The organism is Prosthecodimorpha hirschii, assembly GCF_001305515.1.
In the GTDB taxonomy this organism is placed as follows: domain Bacteria; phylum Pseudomonadota; class Alphaproteobacteria; order Rhizobiales; family Ancalomicrobiaceae; genus Prosthecodimorpha; species Prosthecodimorpha hirschii.
The window spans coordinates 662379-686718 of sequence record NZ_LJYW01000001.1 but is presented as its reverse complement, the minus strand read 5'-3'; the positions used below and the strand labels follow the sequence as shown (position 1 = coordinate 686718).

23 protein-coding genes are annotated in these 24340 nt (G+C 69.8%); 13 read left to right on the top strand and 10 right to left on the bottom strand.

The genetic code is table 11. The features are described 5' to 3' along the window. Window positions 1–4: 4 nt before the first annotated feature. The 8 genes from ABB55_RS02890 to ABB55_RS02855 all read left to right on the top strand — a co-directional run bounded on the left by ABB55_RS02890 (window position 5) and on the right by ABB55_RS02855 (window position 9303). Window positions 5–1378, top strand: coding sequence for an MmgE/PrpD family protein (locus tag ABB55_RS02890; protein ID WP_054357462.1), 1374 nt, complete (start codon window positions 5–7; stop codon window positions 1376–1378). After that, window positions 1375–2244 (top strand): isocitrate lyase/PEP mutase family protein, encoded by an 870-nt coding sequence (locus tag ABB55_RS02885; RefSeq protein ID WP_054357461.1) that lies wholly within the window; start codon window positions 1375–1377, stop codon window positions 2242–2244. Before ABB55_RS02890 ends, ABB55_RS02885 begins: the two co-directional genes overlap by 4 nt. Next, window positions 2241–3995, top strand: coding sequence for a hydantoinase B/oxoprolinase family protein (locus tag ABB55_RS02880; RefSeq protein ID WP_054357460.1), 1755 nt, complete (start codon window positions 2241–2243; stop codon window positions 3993–3995). Before ABB55_RS02885 ends, ABB55_RS02880 begins: the two co-directional genes overlap by 4 nt. Further along, window positions 3992–6079 carry a hydantoinase/oxoprolinase family protein gene (locus tag ABB55_RS02875; protein ID WP_054357459.1) on the top strand — a complete coding sequence of 696 codons (2088 nt, stop codon included), beginning with the start codon at window positions 3992–3994 and terminating at the stop codon, window positions 6077–6079. Before ABB55_RS02880 ends, ABB55_RS02875 begins: the two co-directional genes overlap by 4 nt. Window position 6080: 1 nt before the next feature. Then, the gene (locus ABB55_RS02870; RefSeq protein ID WP_054357458.1) at window positions 6081–6695 is read left to right on the top strand and encodes a cysteine hydrolase family protein; all 615 of its coding nucleotides are present in this window, start codon (window positions 6081–6083) and stop codon (window positions 6693–6695) included. Beyond that, window positions 6692–8101 (top strand): 3-isopropylmalate dehydratase large subunit, encoded by a 1410-nt coding sequence (leuC, locus tag ABB55_RS02865; RefSeq protein WP_054357457.1) that lies wholly within the window; start codon window positions 6692–6694, stop codon window positions 8099–8101. The genes ABB55_RS02870 and leuC overlap by 4 nt, the downstream gene beginning before the upstream one ends. Window position 8102: 1 nt before the next feature. Beyond that, entirely contained in the window at window positions 8103–8723 is a 621-nt protein-coding gene (gene leuD, locus ABB55_RS02860) for a 3-isopropylmalate dehydratase small subunit (protein ID WP_054357456.1), read from the top strand. A 163-nt stretch (window positions 8724–8886) separates the two neighbouring features. Beyond that, window positions 8887–9303: a DUF2267 domain-containing protein gene (locus ABB55_RS02855; protein WP_054357455.1), complete on the top strand. Its 417-nt coding sequence runs from the start codon at window positions 8887–8889 to the stop codon at window positions 9301–9303. Window positions 9304–9382: 79 nt separating this feature from the next. Here the strand turns inward: ABB55_RS02855 and ABB55_RS02850 are convergent, their stop codons facing one another. The 10 genes from ABB55_RS02850 to ABB55_RS02805 form a co-directional block, all read right to left on the bottom strand. Then, window positions 9383–10789: an FAD-binding oxidoreductase gene (locus tag ABB55_RS02850; RefSeq protein WP_054357454.1), complete on the bottom strand. Its 1407-nt coding sequence runs from the start codon at window positions 10787–10789 to the stop codon at window positions 9383–9385. Window positions 10790–10803: 14 nt separating this feature from the next. After that, window positions 10804–12114 (bottom strand): TRAP transporter large permease, encoded by a 1311-nt coding sequence (locus ABB55_RS02845; RefSeq protein WP_054357453.1) that lies wholly within the window; start codon window positions 12112–12114, stop codon window positions 10804–10806. A gap of 3 nt (window positions 12115–12117) precedes the next feature. Next, window positions 12118–12627, bottom strand: a complete 510-nt coding sequence (locus tag ABB55_RS02840) for a TRAP transporter small permease (protein WP_054357452.1) — start codon at window positions 12625–12627, stop codon at window positions 12118–12120. Between the two features lie 125 nt (window positions 12628–12752). Further along, window positions 12753–13742: a TRAP transporter substrate-binding protein DctP gene (gene dctP / locus ABB55_RS02835; protein ID WP_054357451.1), complete on the bottom strand. Its 990-nt coding sequence runs from the start codon at window positions 13740–13742 to the stop codon at window positions 12753–12755. A 38-nt stretch (window positions 13743–13780) separates the two neighbouring features. After that, on the bottom strand, window positions 13781–14575 hold the full coding sequence (locus ABB55_RS02830; RefSeq protein ID WP_054357450.1) for a cyclase family protein: 795 nt from the start codon (window positions 14573–14575) through the stop codon (window positions 13781–13783). A 25-nt stretch (window positions 14576–14600) separates the two neighbouring features. After that, a complete protein-coding gene (locus ABB55_RS02825) occupies window positions 14601–15119 on the bottom strand; it encodes a V4R domain-containing protein (RefSeq protein WP_054357449.1) in 519 nt (172 codons plus the stop codon). Next, window positions 15116–15964, bottom strand: a complete 849-nt coding sequence (locus tag ABB55_RS02820; RefSeq protein WP_054357448.1) for an HpcH/HpaI aldolase family protein — start codon at window positions 15962–15964, stop codon at window positions 15116–15118. The genes ABB55_RS02825 and ABB55_RS02820 overlap by 4 nt, the downstream gene beginning before the upstream one ends. Window positions 15965–15968: 4 nt before the next feature. Beyond that, window positions 15969–16508, bottom strand: a complete 540-nt coding sequence (locus ABB55_RS02815; RefSeq protein WP_054357447.1) for a flavin reductase family protein — start codon at window positions 16506–16508, stop codon at window positions 15969–15971. Between the two features lie 10 nt (window positions 16509–16518). Next, complete coding sequence (locus tag ABB55_RS02810; RefSeq protein WP_054357446.1) at window positions 16519–17613, bottom strand: LLM class flavin-dependent oxidoreductase; 1095 nt, start codon at window positions 17611–17613, stop codon at window positions 16519–16521. Window positions 17614–17639: 26 nt separating this feature from the next. Next, a complete protein-coding gene (locus ABB55_RS02805) occupies window positions 17640–18344 on the bottom strand; it encodes a GntR family transcriptional regulator (RefSeq protein WP_054357445.1) in 705 nt (234 codons plus the stop codon). A gap of 321 nt (window positions 18345–18665) precedes the next feature. Between ABB55_RS02805 and ABB55_RS02800 the strand changes: the two genes are divergently transcribed. Genes ABB55_RS02800 through ABB55_RS02780 form a run of 5 tightly spaced genes read left to right on the top strand, consistent with a single transcriptional unit; the run spans window position 18666 to window position 24284 of the window. Next, entirely contained in the window at window positions 18666–20318 is a 1653-nt protein-coding gene (locus ABB55_RS02800; protein ID WP_160321145.1) for an ABC transporter substrate-binding protein, read from the top strand. After that, window positions 20311–21303 carry an ABC transporter permease gene (locus ABB55_RS02795; RefSeq protein WP_054357443.1) on the top strand — a complete coding sequence of 331 codons (993 nt, stop codon included), beginning with the start codon at window positions 20311–20313 and terminating at the stop codon, window positions 21301–21303. Before ABB55_RS02800 ends, ABB55_RS02795 begins: the two co-directional genes overlap by 8 nt. After that, the gene (locus ABB55_RS02790; RefSeq protein ID WP_054361804.1) at window positions 21300–22313 is read left to right on the top strand and encodes an ABC transporter permease; all 1014 of its coding nucleotides are present in this window, start codon (window positions 21300–21302) and stop codon (window positions 22311–22313) included. The genes ABB55_RS02795 and ABB55_RS02790 overlap by 4 nt, the downstream gene beginning before the upstream one ends. Window positions 22314–22324: 11 nt before the next feature. Beyond that, window positions 22325–22819 (top strand): GlcG/HbpS family heme-binding protein, encoded by a 495-nt coding sequence (locus ABB55_RS02785; RefSeq protein WP_083463296.1) that lies wholly within the window; start codon window positions 22325–22327, stop codon window positions 22817–22819. Beyond that, on the top strand, window positions 22812–24284 hold the full coding sequence (locus ABB55_RS02780) for an amidase (protein ID WP_054357442.1): 1473 nt from the start codon (window positions 22812–22814) through the stop codon (window positions 24282–24284). The genes ABB55_RS02785 and ABB55_RS02780 overlap by 8 nt, the downstream gene beginning before the upstream one ends. The last annotated feature ends 56 nt before the right edge of the window (window positions 24285–24340 follow it).

Sequence of the window (24340 nt, the reverse complement as noted above, 5' to 3'; positions counted from 1 at the left end):
GCCGATGGCCATCACCACCCCGGGGGTCGTCCCGGCCTCCGTTCTGGTCACCGGGCACACGCCCGGCTGGCTGACCACCTTCGCCCGCTTCGCCCGCCGCACGCGCTACGAGGATCTGCCCGAGGAGGTCGTCGCGCGGACCCGGCTGGTGATCCTCGACTGCATCGGCGCGATGCTGGCCGGGCGCCGGGAACCGGAGGTCGCCGAGGCCGAGCGTCGGCTGGGCCGCACGGGCCGGTCGGGCTCGAAGCTGTTGCGCGCCTTTCTCGGCGGCACGGCCGGGACCATGCTGGAGATCGACGAGGGCAACCAATATGCCCGCGGCCATCCCGGCATCCATGTCGTGCCGGCCGTCCTGGCGCTCGCCGCCGACCGCAAGGTGACGGGGGCGTCTGCGATCCTGGCGACCGCCCTCGGCTACGAGATCGGCGCGCGGATCGGCATCGCCTCGAAGCTGCGGGTGACCATGCATCCGCACGGCACCTGGGGCACGGTCGGAGCCGCGCTGGCGGTCGCGCGCCTGCGCGGCGCGGGTGCGGGGGAGATTGCGGAGACGATCAACGTCGCCTCCTCGCTCGGCCTGACCACCAGCCGCCGGACGATGCTCGAAGGTGCGACCGTCCGGAACACCTATGCGGGCTTCTCCAACATGCTCGGGATCATGGCCCATGACCTGGTCCGATCCGGCTTCACCGGCGAGGTGGACGGCGTCGGCTCGGTCTATGGCGGCATCGCGGCCGACGACTGGCGGCCCGAGGAGATGGTGCGCGACCTCGGCACGCGCTGGGAGATCGCGCGCAACTACTTCAAGCGCCATGCCGCCTGCCGCTACAATCACGGTGCCCTCGACGCCCTCGCGCGCATCGTCGCGGAGGCCGGCGGCCGGCTCGACCCCGAGGCGATCCGCGCCATCGAGGTCAAGACCTATGTCTGGGCCGCCCAGCTCGACCATCCCGAGCCGGCCAGCATGCTGGCGGCGAAATTCTCGATGCCCTTCTCGCTCGCCACCTTCATCGTGAACGGCGGCGCCACGCTCGACGCCTTCCGCGATCCGGCCCGCGAGGATGCCGTCACGCGGGCGCTGGCGCGGCGGGTCCGCGTCGACGAGGACCCGGCCCTGACCGCCATGCTGCCCGGCCTCAGGCCCGCCCGCGTGACGGTCACGCTCACCGACGGCCGGGTCTTCACCGCCGAGGCGCTGACCAACAAGGGCGACACCGAGGACCCCTACGCCGCAACCGAGGTCGAGGCGAAATTCATGGAGGTGGCGGCGCCGGCCATCGGCACGGACGCCGCCGGTGCCGTCGCCCGGGCGGTCCTCGGCCTCGACAAGGCCGCCACGCTCGGCGGCATCCTCGAACTGATCGACATGAAATGACCCAATCGCTGAAGGCCCGCCTCGCGGCCAAGCCGATCCTGCTGGCGCCGGGCGTCTACGACCCGCTGACCGCACTCCTGGCCGTCAAGGCCGGCGCCGAGGCGCTCTACGTCTCCGGCGCGGCGATATCCTATACGCGGCTCGGCCAGCCGGATATCGGGCTGGCCGCGATGACCGAGGTCGCCGACACGGTTCTGATGATCCGCGACCGGGTCGCCGCGCCGCTGATCGTCGATGCCGACAACGGCCACGGCAACGCGCTCAACATGCAGCGGACCATGCGCCTGTTCGAGCGCGCCGGCGCCGATGCGCTGCAGATCGAGGACCAGAGCTATCCCAAGCGCTGCGGCCATCTGGCCGAGAAGCGCCTGGTTTCGACGGCCGAGATGGCCGGCAAGATCGCCGCCGCGGTCGACGCGCGCCACAGCGCCGAAACCCTGGTCATCGCCCGCACCGACGCGATCGCGGTCGAGGGCTTCGCGGCGGCGATCGACCGGGCCGGGCGCTATGCCGAGGCCGGGGCCGACGCACTCTTCGTCGAGGCGCCCGGCTCGCGCGCGCAGTTGGCCGCCATCGCCGAGGCGCTTGGCGGCCGGCTGCCGCTGATGGCCAACATGGTCGAGGGCGGGCGGACCCCGATGATGGCCGCCGCCGAACTGGAGGCGCTCGGCTTCGCGCTGGTGATCTTCCCCGGCGGGGTCGTGCGCGCCGTGGCGCGGGCGGCCGAGGACTTCTACGCGACGCTGCTGCGCGACGGCGGCACCGACGCCTTCCGCAACCGGATGTTCGATTTCGACACCCTCAATGCCGTGATCGGGACGCCCGAGATCCTGGCCCTCGGCAAGCATTACGAAGGCGACGCATGACCGCCCCGACCGCAGCCGGCCTCGATCCGGTCGTCTTCTCGATCCTGACCGGCCGCCTGGAGCAGGTCGCCGACGAGATGGACGCGACCCTGTACCGCTCGGCCTTCAACCCGATCATCGCCGAGGCGCGCGACGCCTGTCACGGGCTCTATCACGCCGAGACCGGCGCGACGCTGGTGCAGGGTTCCAAGGGCCTGCCGATCTTCGTCGGCGCGATGGCCTTCGCCGTGAAGGCGGTGATCGACAAGGTCGCGGCCGGGGCGGGCCTGGAGGCCGGCGACACCTTCATCTTCAACGATCCCTATGCCGGCGGCACGCATCTCAACGACTTCCGGCTGGTCCGGCCGCTGATGCGCGGCGGCCGCTTGTTCGCCTGGCTCGCCTCGGTCGGCCATTGGCTCGATATCGGCGGCAACGTGCCCGGCGGCTACAATCCGCAGGCCACCGAATGCTTCCAGGAGGGCGTGCTGATCCCGCCGGTCAAGCTGTTCAGGGCCGGGGTGCTGCAGCAGGACATCGTCGACGTGCTGCAGGCCAATTCGCGCCTGCCGCGCTCCAACTGGGGCGATCTCAACGGCCAACTCAATGCGCTCGATCTCGGCGAGCGGCGCTTCCATGCGCTGATCGACGAATATGGCGAGGCGACCGTCGCCGCCGCCCTGGACGCGGCCTCGGCCCGCGCGGCCGCGCTGATGCGCGAGAATATCCGCGCCCTGCCGGACGGCACCTACAGCTTCGTCGACCATCTCGACAATGACGGCATCGTCGACGAACCGCTGACCATCGCGCTCGACCTGACGGTCGCAGGCGAGACGCTGACGCTCGACTTCTCGCGCTCCTCGCCGCCTTGCCGGGGGCCGGTCAACATCGCCCGCTCGACGGCGGTTGCGGCCTGCTATGTGGCCCTGAAGCATGTCTTCACCGGCGTGCCGGCCAATGCCGGCTGCCTCGATCCGATCCGCTTCGTCATCCCCGACACGACCTTTCTGGGCGTCTCGGCGCCGCGCCCGGTGGCCGGCTACACGGAAACCATCCTGCGCATGATCGGCGTCGTCTTCGGCGCGCTCGCGGCCGCCGATCCGGCCCGCGCCACGGCCGCGCCCTTCGGCACCATCAACGCCCTCTCGGTCGCCGGCCACCGGGCGAGCGGCGAGCGCTTCGTGCTGTTCTCCTTCTTCGGCGGCGGGCTCGGCGGCAATCCGGCTTCCGACGGCCTCAACCATGCCAACAACCCGATCTCCACCGCCACCATGCCGCCGGCGGAGATCCTGGAAGCGGCGCATCCCGTGATGTTCACCGAATGGGGCCTTAGGCCCGACAGCGCCGGTCCCGGCCTGCATCGCGGCGGCCTCGGCGCCGTCTATGCGCTCGAAGTGCTGGCGCCGGACGGGGCTGACGTCTCGCTCCTCGGCGAGCGCGGCCGCTACGCGCCGTTCGGCGTCGCCGGCGGCCATCCCGCCGCGCTCAACCGTTTCGTCTACGACAGTCCCGACGGCCCCAAGGAGCCGCCGATGGCCTCCAAGGTGACCGGCGTGCGGCTGAAGGCTGGCGAGCGGTTGCGGCTGGAGACGCCGGGCGGCGGCGGCTGGGGCGATCCCTGGCGGCGCGATCCTGACGCGGTCGCGCGCGATGTCCGCCGCGGCTTCGTCTCGGTCGCGAAGGCGGCGGCCGACTACGGCGTCGCCGTCGCGGCGGACGGCGCGATCGATGTCGCGCAAACGGCGGCGCTGCGCGCCGGGAGGCCGGCATGACCAGGATCGTCGGGGTCGATGTCGGCGGCACCTTCACGGATCTCGCCTATTTCGACGAGGAGAGCCGCAGCTTCCGGACCGCCAAGGCGCCGTCGAACCGGGGCGACGAGGCGGTCGGCTTCATGGACGGGCTGACCCGGCTCGGGCCGGTCGCCGCGCTTGACGCGATCGTGCACGGCACCACGGTCGGCACCAACGCGCTCCTGGAGCGCAAGGGCGCCCGGGTCGGCATCATCACCACGCCCGGCTTCCGCGACGCGCTGGAGATGCGCCGCCGCGACCGCCCGAACACCTGGGGCCTGTGGGGCGATTTCGAGCCGGTCGTGCCGCGCGACATGCGCCTGGAGGTGCCCGAGCGGACGCTCGCCGACGGTACCGTGCGCCTCGCCGTCGATCTCGACGCCGTGCGGGCGGCAGCCGCCGCCCTGCTTGCGCGCGGGGCGGAGGCGCTCGCCATCGTCTTCGTCAACGCCTATGCCAACCCGGCCAACGAACGCGCCGCCTTCGAGGCCGCCCGCGCGGTCTGGCCGAATGCCCATATCGCCCATTCGGCGCAGGTCCTGCCCGAGATCCGCGAGTTCGAGCGGACCTCGACGACGACCCTCAACGCCTATCTGCAGCCCGTCGTCGCCAGCTATCTGGGCAAGCTCGACGAGGCCCTGGCGGCCGGGGGCTTCGCCGGCTCGTTCCACATCGTCCAGTCGAACGGCGGCGTGATGTCGACCGCCACCGCGCGAAGACTGCCGGTGCGCACCGCCCTGTCGGGTCCGGCGGCGGGCGTGATCGCGGCCGCGGCGATCGCCGGGGCGGCGGGCCATGCCGACATCGTCACGGCCGATCTCGGCGGCACCTCCTTCGACGTGTCGCTGGTCGCCGGCGGCAAGGCGGCGCTGGCCGCCCAGACGGTGATCGATTTTGGTCTCGTCGTGCGCACGCCGATGATCGAGATCACCACCATCGGCGCCGGCGGCGGCTCGATCGCCCATGTCGATGCCGGCGGGCTGATCGCGGTCGGTCCGGAAAGCGCCGGCTCGCGGCCCGGCCCGGTCGCCTACGGCCAGGGCAACACCCGTCCGACCCTGACCGACGCCAACCTGGTGCTCGGCCGGATCAATGCCGACCGGCCGATCGGCGGCAAGCTGGCGCGGCTCGACGTGGAGGCCGCCCGCGCGGCGCTCGACGCGGCCATCGGCGCACCGCTCGGGCTCACGCCGGAGGCCGCCGCGGAAGCGGTGGTGCGGGTCGCCAATGCCAAGATGGCCGGCGCGATCCGGCTCGTCTCGATCGAACGCGGCCACGACCCGACCCGCTTCACCGCCGTGCCCTTCGGCGGCGGCGGAGCGCTGCATGTCGGGGCGCTGATCCGCGATGTCGGGCTGAAGGGCGCGCTGGTGCCGCGCTATCCGGGCATCACTTCGGCGCTCGGCTGCATCATCGCCGATATCCGCCACGACCAGGTCGCCACCGTGAACCTGTCGCTGGACGGGCTCGATGCCGCCCGGCTCGATGCGCGCATGGTCGAGGCCGGCGGCGAGGCGCGCGCGGTCGTCGCCGGGGCCGGGCTCGCCGTCGAGGCGGTCGACGTGGTCTACGAACTCGACATGCACTACCAGGGCCAGACCCACACGGTCGCGGTCCCGCTGCCGGTCACGCTGGACGGCGCGGGGACGGGCGGTGCGACCGGCAGCGCAACCGGGCAGGAGACCACCGGCGTCACCGAGGCGATCGTGCGGGCCGCCTTCGAGGCCGCCTATTCGCAGGCCTTCTCGCGGCTGCTGCCCGGCATCCCGGTGCGCATCGTCAACCTGCGCACCGCCGCGATCGGACGCCGGCCGGCCTTCGACCTGATGGCGCTGGCGCCCGCACCCGACGCCTCGCTGGACGCCGCCCGCCGCGGCACCCGGCCGGTCTGGTTCGACGGCGGCTGGCATGACGCGACCATCTGGGACCGGCTGGCGCTGCCGGTCGGCGCCGCGATCGCCGGTCCGGCCATCCTGGAGCAGCCCGACGCCACGACCGTGGTCGATCCGGGCCTCGTCGCCCGGGTCGATCCCTTCGGCAACCTGATCGTGGAGCGGTCCTGACATGGCCCACAGTCCTCTCGACATGGCCGCGACGGCGCTGCTGACCGTCGACCTGCAAAACGACTTCCTCGATCCGAAGGGCGCCTATGGCCGGGCCGGCCAATCGGCACCTGAGATCGCGGCGCTGCCGGAGCGGCTGAAGCCGCTGGCGGAGGCGGTCCGCGCCAAGGGCGGGCTGGTCGTCGCGACCCAGTTCACGCTGGTGCCCGGACGCGGCGGCGAGCCGATCATCTCCCCGCATCTGAAGGCGCTGCGGCCCTTCCTCGGCCGGGGCGATTTCGCGCCCGGGTCCTGGGGCAATGCCACCGTCGACGCGCTGCAGCCGGTCGACGTGGTGATCGAGAAGCTGGCCTATTCGGCCTTCTACATGACCCGGCTGGAATGGGTCCTGCGCAAGCTCGGCATCACCCGGCTGATCGTCGGCGGCATCGTCACCAATGGCGGCGTCGCCTCCACGGTGCGCGACGCCCATGTCCGCGACATCGACGCGATCGTGCTCGAGGACGGCTGCGCCGCCTTCTCGGTCGAGACGCACCGCACCGCGATCGAGGCGCTGCGGCCGGTCGCCCGCGTCGCCTCGATCGCCGCCATGCGGGCCGAGGTCGAAGCCGCATGACCGGCGCGCGGACCCTGTTCGACAAGCTCTGGGACGCCCATGTCATCCTCACCCGCGAGGACGGCGAGAGCCTGCTGTGGGTCGACCGCCACTTCGTCCACGAGGGATCGCACCACGCCTTCCGTACGCTCGACCAGCGCGCCGCGACGGTCGCCGAGCCGGCGCTGACCTTCGGCGTCGCCGACCACTATGTGCCGACGCGCGGCCGGCCGGTGATCGCCGATCCGGAGATCGCCGGCATGGTCGCTAGGCTTTCCGACAATGCCGCGCGTCACGGCTTCCGCCTGTTCGGCCTCGACGATCCGAGCCAGGGCATCGTCCATGTGGTCGGTCCCGAGCAGGGTCTGACCCTGCCGGGCCTGCTGATCGTCTGCGGCGACAGCCACACCTCGACCCACGGCGCCTTCGGCGCCTATGCGTTCGGCATCGGCGCCTCCGAGGTCGCCCATGTGCTGATGACCCAGACGCTGTGGCAGAGGAAGCCGAAGCGGATGCGGATCACCGTCGACGGGCACCTCGGCGCCCATGTCGGCGCCAAGGATCTGGCGCTCCACGTCATCGCCGCGATCGGGGCGGACGGCGCGCGCGGCCATGCGGTCGAGTATCAGGGCGCGGCGATCCGGGCCCTGTCGATGGAGGGGCGGCTGACGCTCTGCAACATGTCGATCGAGGCCGGCGCGCGCTGCGCCATGGTGGCGCCGGACGAGACGACCTTCGCCTATCTGCGCGGCCGGCCGTTCGCCCCGGCCGGTGCCCTGTTCGACCGCGCCGTCGCTGCGTGGCGCGGCCTGGCCGGCGATCCGGACGCCGTGTTCGACCGGGACATCCGCCTCGACGCGGCTGCGGTCGCGCCGACCGTGACCTGGGGCACAAGCCCGGAGGAGGCGCTGCCGGTAACCGCCACGGCCCCGTCGCCGGAGGCCGGCGACCCGGCCCGCGCCGCGACGGTGGCGGCGGCACTCGACTATATGGGCCTGACGCCCGGCATGCGGCTCGACGCGATCGCGGTCGACCGGGTCTTCATCGGCTCCTGCACCAATGGCCGGCTGGACGACCTGCGCGCCGCCGCCGCGGTCCTGAAGGGGCGGCGGGCGGTGGTGCCCGGGCTGGTCGCGCCGGGCTCGCTCGCCGTCAAGCGCGCCGCGGAGGCCGAGGGGCTCGACCGCATCTTCATCGAGGCCGGACTGACCTGGGCCGATCCCGGCTGCTCGATGTGCGTCGGCATGAACGGCGACATCGTGCCGGCCGGCGAGCGCTGCGCCTCGACCACCAACCGCAATTTCCGCGGCCGCCAGGGACCGGGCTCGCGGACGCATCTGATGTCGCCCGCCATGGTGGCGGCGGCGGCGGTGACCGGACGGCTGACCGATGTCCGGGACTTGACCGAACCCGATCGCGAGGCCTGACATGCAGCCCTTCACCCGCCTGGAGGCGCGTGCCTGTCCGCTCGGCCTCGCCAATGTCGATACCGACCAGCTGATCCCGGCGCGTTTCATGAGCCGCCCGCGGACCGCCGGCTATGGAACGTTCCTGCTGCACGACCTGCGCTTCGGCCCGGACGGCGCGCCGGTGCCGGGCTTCGTGCTCGACGATCCGCGCCGCGCCGGTGCCCGCATCCTGGTCGCGCGGCGCAATTTCGGCACCGGCTCGTCACGCGAGGCCGCCGTCTATGCCCTGGTCGACTACGGCATCGCCTGCGTGATCGCGCCGTCCTTCGGCGATATCTTCGCCTCCAACGCGGTCAAGAACGGCCTCCTGCCGGCGACGGTGACCGAAGACGACGCCGAAAGCCTGCTGGCCGCGATCGAGGCCGAGCCGGAGACCCCCGTCTGCGTCGATCTTACCGCGCAGACGATCGCCGCCGGCGACCGCGCGATCGCCTTCGCGATCGATCCGGTGCGCCGCCTGCAGCTCCTCAACGGCTGGGACGATATCGATCTGACGCTCCGCCACGCCGCCGAGATCGCCGCCTTCGCCCGCACCCGCCGCACCGAGGCGCCCTGGATCGTCCCGGGCCACGGCGGGTGATGCCGGCCGCACCAGACCGCGGCCCGCGCGTCCATCGTTGCCGGGTCCGGATCCCGGCTCCGATCGTCCGCCGCCGCGTCAGCCGTTCTCCGCGGGTGACGAACCGAGGCATGATCGGGCAAACTTCAGGGTGCCGGTCAAACCCTCATAGGTCCGTCCACCCATGCCCATGCCGATGGACTACAGGCTCGCCGCGCAGGACTTCGACCGGTTCCTGATGGAGGTGGTCGAGGCGACCGGCCTGACGACACGAAACCAGGCCTATACGACCATCCAGGCGGTGCTGATCTGCTTCCGGCGGCGGTTGACCCTCAGGGAGGCGATCGTCTTCGCCCAGGTCCTGCCGGCAATGCTCCGCGCCCTGTTCGTAGAGGACTGGGATCCGGACGCGCCGCAAGCCACATCCTGGGACCGCGCGACGATGACCGAGGAGGTCAAGGCGCTGCGGATCGACCACAACTTCTCGCCCGATACCGCAATCCACGACGTCGCGAGCGTCCTGCGCCGCCATGTCGAGGCGGAGGCCTTCGAGCGCGTTCTCACCCGCCTGCCGGCGCCGGCGCGGGACTTCTGGTCGTAGTGCCGTCGCCCCGTGGCGGACGTTTCCCCCCGGGGCGCGCGATCAGCCGGCTCGCCGAAGTCGCCAGGGCCGGTCGCCCCTACGGATCGGGCAGCAGCTTGCCCGGATTGAGCATTGCGGCCGGGTCGAGCGCGCGCTTGATCCGGCGCATCACGTCGAGGGCCTCGGGCGAGCGGGCGAGATGCAGGTAGGGCTTCTTGAGGGTGCCGATGCCGTGCTCGGCCGAGATGGTCCCGCCGAAGCGCCCGGTCAGCGCGTAGACGATCGCGTCGACCTCGTCATGCGGCTGGTGCAGGCCTGCGGAGGGCACGTTGACCACGACATGCAGGTTTCCGTCGCCCACATGGCCGTAGCAGAGCGTCCGGGCATCCGGGAAGCGCGCCGGGATTTCGGTCTCCAGGGCCACGACCAGCGCCCCCATGGCATGGATCGGGACGCCGAGATCGTAGCCGAGGATGCGGCCGAGGATGCGGCCATATTCGGAAACGCTCTCGCGGACGGTCCACAAATCGCGCGCATCGCGCTCCGAGGCTGCGATCACCACGTCCTCCAGGACGCCGGCCTCGATCAGATCGGCGAGCGCCACTTCCAGGCGGTCCTGGATGGTCTCTTCGCCGAAGCCGCTCGCCTCGACCAGCACATAGGCGCCGTGCGGCCTAGCGAAGGGCTTGCGTGCAAGCGGCAGCGCGTCGGCCATGAAATCGTGGAAGCTCGGCCACATGCCTTCGAACACCGTCAGCGCGGGGCCGAGCCGGCGGCGCAACTGTTTCAGGAGCGCCGTGACGGCGTCGAAGTCCGGCAGGGCGCAGAGCGCGGTGGCGACCGTCGTCGGCTTCGGCTGCAGCCGGAGCACCGCGCGGGTGATGATCCCGAGCGTGCCTTCGGCGCCGATCAGCATCTGCTTCAGGTCGTAGCCGGCATTGTTCTTGATCATCGTATTGAGGGTATCGACGACCGTGCCGTCGGCGAGCACGAATTCCAGGCCGAGCACGTTCTCGCGCGTCATGCCGTAGCGGATCACGCGGACGCCGCCGGCATTGGTCGAGAGATTGCCGCCGATCGTGCAGGAGCCGCGGGCGCCGAGATCGACCGGATACTGGAGCCCGACGGCGTCGGCGGCGGCCTGCACGGCGGCGAGCGGGGTGCCGGCCTCGACCGTCATGGTCAGCCCGATCTCGTCGATCGCCACGATGCCGTTCATGCGTTCGAGCGACAGCGCGACGGCCCCGGCCGACGGATGGGCACCGCCGGCGAGGCCGGTCATTCCGCCCTGGGGCACCACGGCGAGGCCGAGCCGTCCGAGCGCGACGAGCGCGGTGGAGACCTCGGCCGTCGAGCGCGGCCGGAGAAGCGCCAGCGGCGGCACCGGATCCTGATCGCTCCAGTCGTGCCAGTGCGCTTCGCCGATCGCCGCGCCGGTCGACAGAATGCCGGCGGGCAGGGCGGCGGCGAGGGCGGCGAGCGTTGCGGCCGGGTCCTGGGTCATGGATTGCACTCCGATCACAGCAGCCGCGGCAGAAACAGGGCGATCGCCGGGAAGAACGCGATCAGGACGATCAGCAGCATCGTGCACAGGATGTAGGGCAGGGCGGCGAGCGAGACCGTCTTGAGCGTCGTGCCGGGAGGCGCCACGCCGAGCATGATGAACAGCAGGAGGCCGAAGGGCGGCGTCGTGAAGCCGACCTCGTAGGAGAGGAGCAGGAGAAGCCCGAACCAGACCAGGTCGAAGCCGAACTGGTTGGCGATCGGGATGAAGACCGGCAGCGTGATCAGCATCATCGACAGCTGATCCATGAACATGCCGAGGATCAGGATGATGCCGATCATCACGAACAGCATCGACATCGGCGGCAGATCGAAGGACAGGAACCACTGGATCATGCCGTTCGAGGCGCCCGAGAAGGCCAGTGCCTGCGCGAAGGTGGTCGAGGCGGCGATGATCAGGAAGGTCATGCCCGAGACCTTCATGGCATCGTCGAGCGACTTCCAAATCACGCCCCACGAAAAGCGCCGGTAGCCGAGCAGCAGACCGAGCACGCCGAGACAGCCGAGCGCGGCGGATTCGGTCGGCGAGGCGATCCCGGCGATGATCGAACCGATCACCATCAGGACGATGACGCCCATCGGGATGACGTTCGCCACGATCGCGCGGAGCTTCTCGGCGGTCGTGGCGACCGGCGTGTCGTAGTTCGGCGCCGCATCCGGGTCGATGGTCACCTGAGCGGTGATCAGGGCCATGTACATGACGGTGAGCAGGATGCCGGGCAGGAAGCCGGCGATCAGCAGGGCGCCGACATCGATCTGGGCGAGCGAGCCGAGCAGCACGGCGAGCGAGGAGGGCGGGATGATCACGGCCAGCCCGCCGGCGCCGAGGATCGGGCCGAAGCTCATATGCGGCTTGTAGCCCCGCTTCAGCATCTCCGGCACCATGGCGGAGCCCATCATGCCGGTATTGGCGATGCTCGATCCGGACAGCGCCGCAAAGACCGCGCCGGACAGCACGACGATATAGGAGAGCCGCGCCCGGACCTGGCCGATGCACAGGTCGACGGCGTGGAAGACGTTGTCGCCGAGGCCGGAGCGGAAGAACAGGCTGCCCATGATCAGGAACAGCGGCAGCGGCGTCAGCGCGTAGATCGACACCGCCTCGCCGAAATTGGCGACCATCTGGCGGATGCCGAGGCCGCCGCCCATGAACAGGAAGATCGACACGATGTTGGTCGCGAAGAAGGCGAAGGCGACCGGCACGCCGAAACCCATCAGGGTCAGGATCAGGCCGATCATCACGGCGAGGGCGACATACCATTCCATGGCTCAGAACCCCTCGATGTCGCGCGCGTCGATGGCGTAGAGGGAATCTGCGCCGGTCAGGAAGCGGATGAACTCGATCACCGAAAGCCAGAGCCCGATCACCATCGGCAGATAGATGGTCCAGCGCGGCACGTCGAAGGAACGCACGTCGTAATCGCCGGACTGCAGGTTTTCGAGCAGAAGCTGGAAGGCGACGAGGCCCAGATAGGCGCAGATGCCGATGCACAGCAGGCAGACGAGCTTCTCGGCGCCGCGGCGGGCGGCATCCGGCAGGGCGTGGCGCAGGAAGTCGGCGCAGACATGCCCCTTATGGCGCACGAGCGCCGGCATCGGCAGGAAGGCGACGTAGATCAGAAGGATCTCGATCGCCGAGGCGCTCCATGCGATCGGCCGGGCCAGGTTGCGCGCGGCCACGTCGTAGAGGACCAGCAGCACGATGACGCCGAGTATCACCCGGGTCACGTGGGCCAGAAGCGAAGCGGCCAGACCGCTCAAGTCGAAGAGTTTCTGCAACGCATCCTCCGGAAACGGCATGGGCGCGCGCTGAGCGCCTCGCCGGAGGCGTCCAGTCGACAACGGCAAACGGCAGTGGCGGTGTCGAGGGGCGGCACGGACGGCAGGCCGTCCGTGCCTGCCGGTCAGCCGAACTTCGCGCGCAGCGCCGCGATGTTGGACGGATCGCGCTTTTCGAGCCGCGACCAGCTGGCCTGAATGGCGGTGTCCAGGAACAGCTTCTTCTGTGCGTCCGGCATGGCGACGACCTTCATGCCGCCGTCGATCAGGGCCTTGCCCTCGTCGGCGGTGGTCTTCAGGCTGGCGGCGATGCTCTCCGCCTCGTACTCGATCGCCACCGTCTGCAGGATCGTCTTGGCCTCCGCGGGCAGCGAGTCCCACTTCGCCTTGTTGATCGAGATCAGCACGTCGGTCTGGAAGAAGCTCGGGTCGATCCGGTACTTGGTGAACTTGTTCCAGCCGAAGCCGGCATAGCCGGCGATCGAATAGGCGTTGGCGTTGACGAGGCCGCGTTCCAGCGAGGTGTAGACCTCGCCGGGACCCTGGACCACGATGCTGGCGCCGAGCTTTTCCAGGAAGTCGCGGTAGAGCGCAGCGCTGCGGATCTTCAGCTTGGAGAAGTCGATCGATCCGTCCGCGGTCCGGGCCGGCTCATCGACGGTGAAGATGTGGAAGCCGGCGCCGCCGTCGACATGGGCGAGCACGAAGGCATTGCCCTTCTTGCCGTAGATCTCGTTGATCAGCGCGAAGCCGCCATTGGCCCTGAGTTCCGCCGGGGTCTTCGAGGTGGCCGAGAACACCTCGCCCTCCGGCACCAGGTTCAGATAGGGGCCGGCCGGGCAATTGATGATGTCGACGAGACCCGACTTCTGCGCGTCGCCGAGCTGGCCGAGCGGCAGGATTTCCGGGCCGCCGCGGACCTTGATCTGCACCACGCCCTTGCCACGCTCGTTGAGCTTGGCGACGAAGGCGAGAAAGCTGCGGGCGTAGCTGACCTGGGCCGGCGTGAAATGCACCGCGTTCAGCGTGATCTCGGCCGCGCGCGCCGGGCGGGCAATGCCGACGCCGGCCAGCGCCAGCGCGGATTTGGCGAAAGTTCTCCTGGTGATGCTCATGGCTCGATCCCCTCGTCCTCGATGCTTAACCGTCGATCTCAGTCGTCATCCCGATCGTCGACCAGCGCCAGCACGCGCAGCGGGCTGCCGGAGCCGTTCTCGATCTTGAGCGGCGCGGTGATCAGCACCGCGCCCGTCGCCGGCAACTGGTCCAGATTGCACAGGCTGGCCAGACCAAACTTGTTCGCTCCATGCATCAGGGCATGAGCCGGGAAGGGCGGCTCGAAGGCGAAGGCCTGCCCCGCATCCGTGCCGACCGCCTCGACGCCCCAGCCATGCACATCCCGTTCCTCGATCAGGTAGCGGACGGCATCCGGCCCCGGACCGGGCACATGCGGGCCGTCCTCCTTCATGTTCAGAAAGGCAGCCGGGTCGGTGCGCTTCGACCAGTCGGAGCGCATCAGGACCCAGGATCCGGCCGGGATCTCGCCGTGCTTCTTCTCCCAGGCCTTGATGTGCTTCGGCGTGACCAGGAAGCGCTCGTCGCGGGCGCATTCGGCCGAGAAGTCGAGCACGCAGGCCGGCGCGATGAAGCGCTGCGGGTCGATCGTGTGGGTCGCCCCGTCGGTCAGATGGCGGCCGGAAATCCAGTGGATCGGCGCGTCGAAATGGGTGCCGGTATGCTCGCCGCAGGCGATGTTGTTCCAGTACCAGGCCGGTCCGCGGTCGTCGTAGCGCGAGATCTCGGAGATGGAGAACGGCGCCGACGGCGCGAAATTCGGCGGAAGCTGAATGACCGGCGTCGAGGGCTTCAGCAGTTGCGTCAGGTCGATCACCCGGATCCTGTGCTTGGCGATGTCCCTGGCCAGTTTCTCGAGGCTGCTCTTGCCCATGTCGAACCCTCCGCTGTGAATGCCGCTATTGCGCCGCCGGCCCGTCTGCCGGCCGGGCCTCGAACCTGCAGTCCGGTGCCCCCATCGCCGCACAAGCCGTCTCGACGACCGTGACAGGCCGGTCGAGCACCATCTCGCCGACCGCCGCCATCATGCCTCTGATCGGATGGCAGACGGGCACGTCCGACGGGCCGTAGCCGGCCGCAAACGGGCTGTTGGCGACCGTGAGACGCAGCATCCCCGGTTCCAGGCTGAACTGCCAGCGGCCCCAGCCGAGCTGCGGTGCGGTCGATGCCACGATATCGAGCAGGCCGGCGCCTTCGCCGCCCATCGCCCGATAGGCGCGCGCGCTGTCGGCGCCCTGGCGGGTGATCGAGCGGGCGAGCGCCGCGAAGGCCTCGCCGCGGCGATCCGCCGGCAGCTCGCGGAAGATGCCCATCAGCGCGTCCGGGCGGATCAGCAGGTAGCGGCGGCTCTGGTCCCACCAGGCGCCCTCGGCCTCGTCGAGGATCAGGCGGTCCCTGAAGCTCTGTGTCGCGCTCATGCGTCGCCCTTCCGCTTGTTCTCGAGCGCCGGACCGGAACCGGCCGGCAGGCTGGCGGTCCCGGCGGCTGGGACCTGGGTAACGGCCGGCGCGGGCGGATCGCGGAAGCGCTTGGCGGCCTCCACGAAGCTGCGCTGGACCATGTCGATGTCGTTGGCGATGGTCACCAGGCGGTAGCCCTGGCCGCGCGCGACGGTCGCGAATTCCGGCCGTCCGGTGAAGATGCCGCACGGCATGTAGCCAGCCCGGCAGGCCTTGTGGATGTCCGCACAGGCGACCGTGTGGTCGTGGCGATGGATCGGGAAGGCGCCGAGCGACAGCGACAGGTCGCCGGTTCCGATGAACACCATGTCGATGCCGTCGACCGCGATGATGTCCTCGGCGGCGTCGAGGCCCTTCTCGGTCTCGATCATCACGATCACGGCGATGCCGTCGGCGCCGGCGACATAGCTCTGGAAATCCTTCAGCGGCCGGACGCCGCCGCCGGAGCGGTTGCCATGCGGCGGATAGAGCGCGTGGCGGACGGCCGCCCGGGCCTCCTTGGCGGATTCGACCAGCGGCACGATCACGCCCTCGGCGCCGGCGTCGAGCGCGGTGCCGATGGCCAGGGCCGTGTTCTCGGCGACCCGGACGATCACCGGAATCCGGCTCGGCACCATGCCGATCACGGCTTCCAACTCGCGCCGGTCCCACAACCCGTGCTGCATGTCGATGACGATGGCGTCGGGCTCGCTCTTCAGCGCCAGCTCGACCAGCGCGGCCGAGCCGAGCGAGAACCACGCCGCACCGATGCAGCGTCCGGAGGCGATCATGGTCTTCAGCGTCGGTCGCTTCGGATCGAACATCGGTTCAGGTCCCTGGCGTGAGCGGGCGGATGACCTTGTACTCGCCGTCCGCATAGGCGAGGGGGCCGGCCTCGGCATCGAAGAAGTGGATGTCGGCGACGGTGCCGATGACGATGTGGTGGGTCGCCCAGTCGTGCAGGTCGGCGACCACGCATTCGAAGGCGACCCGGCAGCCGTGCAGCAGCGGCACCTCGCTGTCGGCGGACCGCAGCCAGTTGCCGAAGGCGAAGCGGCTCGTTCCGCGCACCGGGCGCTGGCCGCCGAAGGCCTGGGCGACGTCGGTCTGCGCCTCGGTCAGGACGTTGACCGAGAAGGCCGCGCCGGCGACCAGCGCGGCCGCGATCGTGCTCTGACGGTTGACGCAGACCAACAGGGACGGCGGATCGGCCGACAGCGACGAGACCGCCGTTGCGGTCAGCCCGACCGGATGCCCGTCGGTGCCGTGAGCGCCGATGACCGTCACGCCGCCGACCAGGGAGCGCATGCCGAGCTTGAAGCGGGCGCTTCCCGAGGTCCGGCCGGCGACGCGGGACAGGGCGGTCATCGGGTGCTCCTCAGGCCACGCGCAGCCCGGCCTGCTTCATCAGAGGCAGGACGCGGTCGCAGAAGAAGGGCAGTTCATAGGCGTAGTTGACGAAGGTCAGCGCCGCGCCGGCATAGCCCTCGCGCGAGATCTTCAGCATCTCGTCGACGATGAATTCCGGCGTCCCGACCAGCGGATAGGAACCGGCGCCGCCGGCGAAGCGCTTGCGGTAGAGGTCGAAGGCGTGCCGGTCGTGCGAATTGGCGAACTCGACCTTCTGGCTCATGTGCTGGTCGACGGCGGCGTGGTCGGCCTCGGCGACCGCATAGCGCTCGTAATAGTCCTCGGCCTCCTTCTGCGTCTCGCGGGCGACGACATGGCAGACCGTGTAGACGCCGACCTCGCGCTGGTAGGCCTTCGAGCGCTCGCGCATGTCGGCGACATGCCGGCCACCATCCTCGATGTCGGTGAAGGTCGAGAAGAGATAGTCGCAATGGCGGGCGGCATAGTCGCGACCGGGCGGGCCGAAGGCGGCGTTCATGGTCACCGGACGCGGCGACTGGATGCTGGCCGGGCGCGAGACGACTTGCTTCAGCTTGTAGAACTGGCCGTCGAAGTCGAAGGGCTGCGCGGTGCCGTAGCAGCGCTCGATGATCTCGATCCACTCGCCGGCGCGGCTGTAGCCGTCGCCGCCGAGCTCGATGCCGAACATGCCGAATTCGGACGGGTTCCAGCCGCAGACGATGTTGAGACCGGCGCGGCCGCCGGAGATGTGGTCGACGGTGGCGAGCGCCTTGGCGGCATAGACCGGATGCACGATCGGCACATGCACGGTCATGAAGAGGCCGATCCGCTCGGTGGATGCCGCCAGACCGGCCGCCCAGGTGAAGGTCTCGAACGACCATTCGCGCACCCGGTTCTTGCCGCCGAAGCCCTTCCAGCGCGCGATCGGGAGAAAGAATTCCAGGCCGGCCCGATCGGCGATGCCGACGGCGGTCAGATTGTCGTCCCAGCCCGCCCGCCAGCGCTCGGGCACGTCGGTGATCGCCAGGCCGCCGTCGGCATTGGCGGAGAAGACGCCGAGCTTGAACTTGTTCGGTCCCTTGAGCGGATGCGGCTTGTTCACGAGCGACCTCCTTGTCGCGACGGTCCCTAGGATTGTGCCGGCCCGTCTTGGGGCCCCTCGACCCCGGCGGCGCGGAAGAAGGCGGCCTGCGCGTCGTCGACGAAGCGACCCATGCAGGCGGAAGCGCGTTCGGGATCGCGGGCCTGGAAGGCCGCGTGCAGGCGCCCGAGCCCGTCGACCACGATCGCGCGCGTGTCGCGGTGGCGCAGCGTGGCGAGGCGGACGGCCTGCACGTGATCGACGAAGCGGAAGATGGTTTCGGCCAGCCGGCGGTTGGCGACGCGGCCGAGCCAGGCGGCGCGGAAGGCCATGTTGGCGACGATCATGGTGTCGATGTCGTCGGCGCCATGCGCCCGCCGGCACTCGGCCAGCGCGGTGCCGAGGGCTTCGAGGGCTTCGTCCGACATGGCGCCGGCCGCCGAGGCGGCCGCCTGCGGTTCCAGGAGGCGGCGGATCTCGAAGATGTCGCGCACGTCCTGGGAGCCCAGCGCCGGGACCTTGAAGCCCCGGGTCGTGCCGATGAGATAGCCTTCGGCGACGAGCCGCAGAAGGGCATCGCGCACCGGCATGCGCGACAGCCCGTAGCCGCGGGCGAGTTCGACGTCGACCAGCCGCTGGTCCGGCGCGACCCGGCCATGGCGCAGCTTGCCGAGCAGGTCCGCATAGACCTGCTCGGCGAGGCTGTCGCGGCGGCCGATGCTCTCGACGGGGGCTGCGCTACAGAGGATCATTCTGGCCTCGCCGGCTAACTGTATACTGTATTTTGTTTGAGCCTATCCGCGCCGTCTTGAGCCTGTCAATGGCCCTGGTGCGCCATCCTGCCCGAACCTTAGGCCCGCCCGTCGAACGCCAGGACGGTGCCCAAAGGATCGGCGCATCGCACAAGAAACATGATCATAAATCATGCAGCTTGCGTTCGGCCGTCCTGATGCGTCCACTGGGTTTTGCATTGCTTGGCGGAAATGCGCCGTTCGTCCGGGGATCGTGGCTTTGGCATGGAACTTGATTATCAGGCATGTCTCGTGAACCAGAATGTCGACCCGGAGGGTGCCATGTCGAAAGTCGGTTGGATGCCAGCAATGTCGCGGCGGAGCCTGATGCAATCCGGCGCAGCCGCGGGTGCAGCCCTGCTGCTGCCCGGCGGTCTCGGCGGCGCCATGGCGCAAACGCGCGCCAAGACGCTGGCGATCGCCGCGCCCGCGACCCCGCTCAGCCTCGATGTCGAAAATTCCCTGAGTCTCGGGACCATCGACACGGTCGGGGCCTTCTACGACTACCTGATCGAGTTCGACACGATCCCGGACCCGAAGGCACCGGGCGTGCTGCGCGAGAATCTCGCCGCCGACAAGTCCAAGCCAGGCGGCTACAATCTCCGCGGCAAGCTGGCGGAGAAGTGGGAATTCTCCGCCGACGGCAAGACCGCGCGCTTCCACCTGCGCAAGGGCGTGACCAGCAATCACGGCAATCCGCTGACCGCGGCAGACGTGAAATACACCTTCGACCGCAAGTTCGAGGTCAAGGGCGCGGGCGCCTTCATGACCGGCGTGATGGGCCTCGCCTCCAAGGACCAGGTCAAGGTCGAAGGCGACCACACGGTCTCGTTCAACATCGACAAGCCGAACCCGATCCTGATGATCGTCTGCGGCCATCTCGCCAATCCGATCTTCGACGCCAAGAAGTGCAAGGAGATGGCGACCGCCGACGATCCCTGGGCGCGCAAGTATCTCGACACCAACGTCGCCGGCTTCGGCCCCTATGCGCTGAAGGAGATCACCCGCGGCCAGCAGCTCGTGGCCACGGCCCGGCCGGACTATTACGGCCCGAAGCCCTATTTCGAGACCGTGATCTTCCGCGAGGTGCCGGCCTCGGCGACGCGGCTGTCGCTGCTGAAAGGTGGTGCGGTCGACATCGCCCAGTATCTCTCGCCGACCGAGATGAAGAGCCTGGCGGGCGATCCGAAGGCGACGCTGACCACCGTCGACGCCTCGCAGATGCTGTGGATCATCCTGAACAACAAGTTCAAGCCGTTCGACAATGCCAAGATCCGGCAGGCGATGAACTACGCCATGCCGCGCGATGCGATCATCGCCACGATCCTGCAGGGCTTCGGCGTCAAGCAGACCGGCCTGATGCCGCCCTTCTATCCGGGCGCGACCGACAAGTTCTTCACCTACGACACCGACATCGCCAAGGCGCGCGCGCTCCTCAAGGAAGCGGGCCTGCCGGACGGCTTCTCGACGGTGCTGGCCTACAATGCCGGCAATCCGATCGAGGAGCCGATCGCGATCATGTACCAGACCGCGCTGAAGGAGATCGGCATCAAGCTCGAGCTGAAGAAGCTGCCGGCCGGCACCTTCTTCGACAGCCTGACCAAGCGCACCGAGCCGATGATCTTCAGCCTCGACGCGCCCTGGACGCCCGATCCCGGCTTCTCGCTGAACCTCTATTTCAAGTCCACGTCCTTCGTCGACTTCGCCAACTATGTCAGCCCGGAAGCCGATGCGCTGATCGACCAGAGCCTGTCGACGCTGGTCGAGGCCGACCGCATGGCCGCGGTCACCAAGGCGCAGGAGGTGATCATGCGCGATGCGCCCTGGGCGATGATCGCCTATTCGGGCTACCAGCTGGCCCATGCCAAGGACATCAAGGGCCTCGTCTACTACACCTCCAACCGCCTCTCCTTCCAGGATTTCGCGCGTGGCTGAACCAGGGCCGCTCCCGCCCTCCCGTGATCCCGCGCCGGCCGAGGCCGGCGCGGACTTCCTCACCTTCGTGCGCCGCCGGCCGGTCTACCTGGCCGGCTACCTGATCGTCGGCGCGGTCGTGGCCATGGCGGTCGTCGCGCCGCTGCTACCGCTGCGCTCGCCGGTCGATGCCAATGCCGGCGTCTATCTGGTCGCGCCGAGCCTCGCCTATCCGATGGGTACCGACACGGCCGGTCTCGACATCTTCAGCCGGGTCCTCCATGCCCCGCGCGTCGATCTGGCCATCGCGCTGTTCTCGACCCTGCTCGCCGCGCTGGTCGGCGGGCTTCTCGGCGCGCTTCTCGGCCTGTGGGACGGGCGGCCGGGCCTGAAGGGCCTCGTCGCCATTCTGGCCATGCGCCTGTCGGATATCGTGCAGGCCTTCCCGGTCTTCGCGCTGGCGCTGGTTCTGGTCGCGGTGCTCGGCCAGGGCGTTCCGTCGATCGTGCTGGCGATCGGCATCGTCAACATCCCGGTCTATCTGCGCCTGATGCGGACGCAGACGCTGACCATCCGGACGCAGCCCTATTTCGAGGCCGCGACGCTGGCCGGCGCCGGCGACGCCTATGCGCTCGCCCGCCATGTCGTGCCCAATGCGCTCGCCGTGCTGCTCGCCCAGGTCGCCGGCGGCATCGGCGCCGCGGTCCTGCTGACGGCCGGCCTGAGCTTCATCGGCGCCGGCGTGCGCGCGCCGACGCCCGAATGGGGCGGCATGATCGCCAACGGCTTCCAGAACGTGATCACCGGGCAATGGTGGCCGTCGGTGTTTCCCGGCCTCGCCTTGGCTCTGACCATCTTCGGCTTCAGCGCCATCGGCGCCAGCATCGAGGCTTGGTGCAATCCGCGCGAGCGGACGCGCACCTCCCGGCGCGAATGGGCCGCCTTCGTCGCCGCGCACCGATCGCGGCGGTCCGCGGATGCCCGACCCGGAGCGGCGACGCCATGACCGTGCTCGGACCGATCCTGTTCCGGCTGATCGCCTTCGTGCCGCAGCTTCTGGGCGTCATCCTGGTCAGCTTCCTGCTCCTGAAGCTGATCCCGGGCGACCCGGCGCCGATGATGCTCGGGCCGCTGGCGACCACCGAGGCGATCGCGAAACTCCGCGCCGAACTCGGCCTCGACCAGGCGCTGCCCGTGCAGCTCTGGCAGTATCTCGTGCGTCTCGCCCACGGCGATCTCGGACGCTCCTGGCAGACCACCAATCCGGTCCTGACCGATCTGGCGATCCGCATCCCGGCGACGCTCGAACTAGTCACGCTCGGCCTCGCGCTGGCGCTCGCCATCGGCGTGCCGCTCGGCCTCGCCGCCGGGCGCAACGCCCACGGCCGGGTCGCGCGGCTGGCCGACGGCTACGGGCTCGGGGCGGGCGCGATGCCGGATTTCTGGATCGCGCTCTTGCTGATCTACGTCTTCTACACGCTGCTTGGCTGGGCGCCGCCGCCGCTCGGACGGCTCGATTTCGCCGTGCTGCCGCCCGACCGCATCACCGGCTCCTATCTCATCGACGCGCTCATCGCCGGCGACGGCGCCACGGCGCTGGCCGCCCTCGGCCAACTCGCGCTGCCGGTCGCGACGCTCGGGCTGACCAGCGCGGTGCCGATCCTGAAGATGACCCGCACCACCGTCGAACGGCTGCAGGACAGCGATTTCGTCCGCTTCGCCGACGCCAAGGGCCTGTCGCCCGCCCGGGTCTCGGCGCATGTCCTGCGCAACGCCCTGCCGTCCGTCGTCACCGTCGTCGGCACGCTCTACGGCACGCTGCTCGGCGGCGCGGTGCTGATCGAGGTCGTCTTTTCCTGGGGCGGGGCTGGGCAATATGCCGTCTCCGCCGTGCTCAACGCCGACATCAACGCCGCGCTCGGTTTCGTCGTCGTGACGGCCGCGCTCTCGCTCGCCGTCCATCTTGCCGTCGATCTGATCTCCTTCGCGCTCGATCCGCGGCTTCGCCTCACCTGACAGGACCCACCATGGCCGATCTCAAGGATGCCCGCATTCTGACCCTCTCCGGAGCCTTGAAAGTGCTCGATGCGGCGATCGCGGAGGCCGAGCGGATCGGCCAGCCGATGTGCATCGCGGTCGTCGATCTCGGCGGCAATCTCCTCGCCTTCGGGCGCATGGACGGTTCCAAGGCGCTGAGCGTGATCTCGTCGACCTGCAAGGCGCGCACGGCGGCGCTCTCCGGCGAGCCGACCGGCGGGGCGCATGCGGATGTCGAGATCCAGATCGCACTCGCCTCGGACAGCCAGTGGACCAACCTGATCGGCGGATTGCCGATCAAGGTCGGCGGCCTGGTGGTCGGCGCGGTGGCGGCCGGGTCGGGAAGCGGCGCGCAGGACCTCGCCGTGGCGCGCGCCGGCGCGGCGGCGATCCCGGGGGCCGACATGTTCGCGGATTTCACCCCGATGGGGGCCGAAGATACCGGCATCGTGCGCGGCTCGCATCCGGAGAAGATCCGTGGCTGAAGCCGACAGCCGCCGCGGCGCCGTCCTCGAGACGGCCTCCTCCCTCGCGCGCGCGATCCGATCGCGCAGCCTGTCCGCCCGCGAAGCCGTTGCGGCCGCCTTCGAGAGCATCGACGCCGTCGACGGAATGCTGCATGCCTTCTGCACCCTCGACAGGGATGCCGCCTTCGCCCGGGCGGATGGGATCGACGCGCAATTGGCGCGCGGCGAAGCGGTCGGCCCGCTCGCCGGGGTACCGATCGCCGTCAAGGACCTGATCGCGACCCGTGGCCTGCGCACGACCTTCGGCTCGCCGCTCTATGCCGATTTCGTGCCCGACGAGAGCGATGTCGTCGTCGAGCGGCTGGAGGCGGCCGGCGCGATCGTGGTCGGCAAGACCAACGTGTCCGAATTCGGCTACGGACCGGTCGGCCACAACCCGCTCTTTCCGACCACCCGCAATCCCTGGAATCCGGCGCTGACCTCCGGCGGCTCCAGCGCCGGCACGGCGGCCGCCGTGGCCAGCGGCATGGTTCCCTTCGGCCTCGGCAGCGACGGCGGCGGATCGATCCGCATTCCGGCCGCACTCTGCGGCGTGTTCGGCATGAAGGCGTCCTGGGGACGCGTGCCGCTCTATCCCGGCTGTCGCGACGAACGCTATCCGGGCGCCTCCGGTTGGGAATCGCTCGAACATATCGGCCCGCTGTCCCGGACCGTCGCCGATGCGGCGCTGGCCCTCGCCGTGATGGCCGGGCCGTCGCCCAACGATCGCCACTCGATCCCGGCCGAGGCCGCCGCCTTCCGGATCGCGGCGCCCGACGCTCTCCGCGGGCTGAGGATCGCCTTCAGCGCCGATCTCGGCTTCGCCGCCGTCGACCCGGAAATCCGCCGCCTCACGACCGCTGCGGCGCTCCGCTTCGCGGACGCGCTGGGATGCAGCATCGAGGCGGTCGATCCGCCTCTTCCCGACCCGCAATCCGCCTTCGAGGCCATCGTGGCACTGGACACCGATCGTGCCGGACTGCGTCAGCTCGCCGAGGCGCAGGGCTACCGTTTCACCGGTCCGCTCGGGCGGCTGCTGGAGGGCGCCTGGAGTGCCGACGATTTCACGGCGGCGATCATGGCCCGGAAGGGCATCGTCAATGCCATGAGCCGCTTCATGTCCCGTTTCGACCTGCTCCTGACGCCGACCACGTCGGTGGCCGCCTTCGAGGCCGATCGGGAAGGGCCGGACCGGATCGACGGCCGGCCGGTTCCGGCGAGCGCCTGGACGCCCTTCTCGTCGCTCGCCAACCTGACCGGCCAGCCGGCGGCCACGGTTCCGGCGGGCTTCACGCGGGCCGGCCTGCCGGTCGGCCTGCAGATCATGGGCCGCCACCTGGACGACGCGACGGTCCTGTCCGCCTCGGCCGCATTCGAACAGCTGTTGCCCTGGGGCGATCGGCGTCCGCTGGTCGCGGTCGGCGCGAGGTTCGCCAATGCATGATTTTCAATCATGGACGGGATTGCCAATCGGGGAGCGTTCCGGTCAAGGATCATCCG

What these genes read in the sequence shown, in the direction of transcription:
- ABB55_RS02880 (WP_054357460.1), top strand. Translation starts at nt 2,241, where the DNA reads ATGACCGCCCCGACCGCAGCCGGCCTCGATCCGGTCGTCTTCTCGATC.
- dctP (WP_054357451.1), bottom strand. Translation starts at nt 13,742, where the DNA reads ATGAGCATCACCAGGAGAACTTTCGCCAAATCCGCGCTGGCGCTGGCC.
- ABB55_RS02845 (WP_054357453.1), bottom strand. Translation starts at nt 12,114, where the DNA reads ATGGAATGGTATGTCGCCCTCGCCGTGATGATCGGCCTGATCCTGACC.
- ABB55_RS02815 (WP_054357447.1), bottom strand. Translation starts at nt 16,508, where the DNA reads ATGACCGCCCTGTCCCGCGTCGCCGGCCGGACCTCGGGAAGCGCCCGC.
- ABB55_RS02805 (WP_054357445.1), bottom strand. Translation starts at nt 18,344, where the DNA reads ATGATCCTCTGTAGCGCAGCCCCCGTCGAGAGCATCGGCCGCCGCGAC.
- ABB55_RS02885 (WP_054357461.1), top strand. Translation starts at nt 1,375, where the DNA reads ATGACCCAATCGCTGAAGGCCCGCCTCGCGGCCAAGCCGATCCTGCTG.
- ABB55_RS02790 (WP_054361804.1), top strand. Translation starts at nt 21,300, where the DNA reads ATGACCGTGCTCGGACCGATCCTGTTCCGGCTGATCGCCTTCGTGCCG.
- ABB55_RS02800 (WP_160321145.1), top strand. Translation starts at nt 18,666, where the DNA reads ATGTCGAAAGTCGGTTGGATGCCAGCAATGTCGCGGCGGAGCCTGATG.
- ABB55_RS02825 (WP_054357449.1), bottom strand. Translation starts at nt 15,119, where the DNA reads ATGAGCGCGACACAGAGCTTCAGGGACCGCCTGATCCTCGACGAGGCC.
- leuC (WP_054357457.1), top strand. Translation starts at nt 6,692, where the DNA reads ATGACCGGCGCGCGGACCCTGTTCGACAAGCTCTGGGACGCCCATGTC.
- ABB55_RS02850 (WP_054357454.1), bottom strand. Translation starts at nt 10,789, where the DNA reads ATGACCCAGGACCCGGCCGCAACGCTCGCCGCCCTCGCCGCCGCCCTG.
- ABB55_RS02830 (WP_054357450.1), bottom strand. Translation starts at nt 14,575, where the DNA reads ATGGGCAAGAGCAGCCTCGAGAAACTGGCCAGGGACATCGCCAAGCAC.
- leuD (WP_054357456.1), top strand. Translation starts at nt 8,103, where the DNA reads ATGCAGCCCTTCACCCGCCTGGAGGCGCGTGCCTGTCCGCTCGGCCTC.
- ABB55_RS02820 (WP_054357448.1), bottom strand. Translation starts at nt 15,964, where the DNA reads ATGTTCGATCCGAAGCGACCGACGCTGAAGACCATGATCGCCTCCGGA.
- ABB55_RS02875 (WP_054357459.1), top strand. Translation starts at nt 3,992, where the DNA reads ATGACCAGGATCGTCGGGGTCGATGTCGGCGGCACCTTCACGGATCTC.
- ABB55_RS02870 (WP_054357458.1), top strand. Translation starts at nt 6,081, where the DNA reads ATGGCCCACAGTCCTCTCGACATGGCCGCGACGGCGCTGCTGACCGTC.
- ABB55_RS02785 (WP_083463296.1), top strand. Translation starts at nt 22,325, where the DNA reads ATGGCCGATCTCAAGGATGCCCGCATTCTGACCCTCTCCGGAGCCTTG.
- ABB55_RS02855 (WP_054357455.1), top strand. Translation starts at nt 8,887, where the DNA reads ATGCCCATGCCGATGGACTACAGGCTCGCCGCGCAGGACTTCGACCGG.
- ABB55_RS02890 (WP_054357462.1), top strand. Translation starts at nt 5, where the DNA reads ATGGCCATCACCACCCCGGGGGTCGTCCCGGCCTCCGTTCTGGTCACC.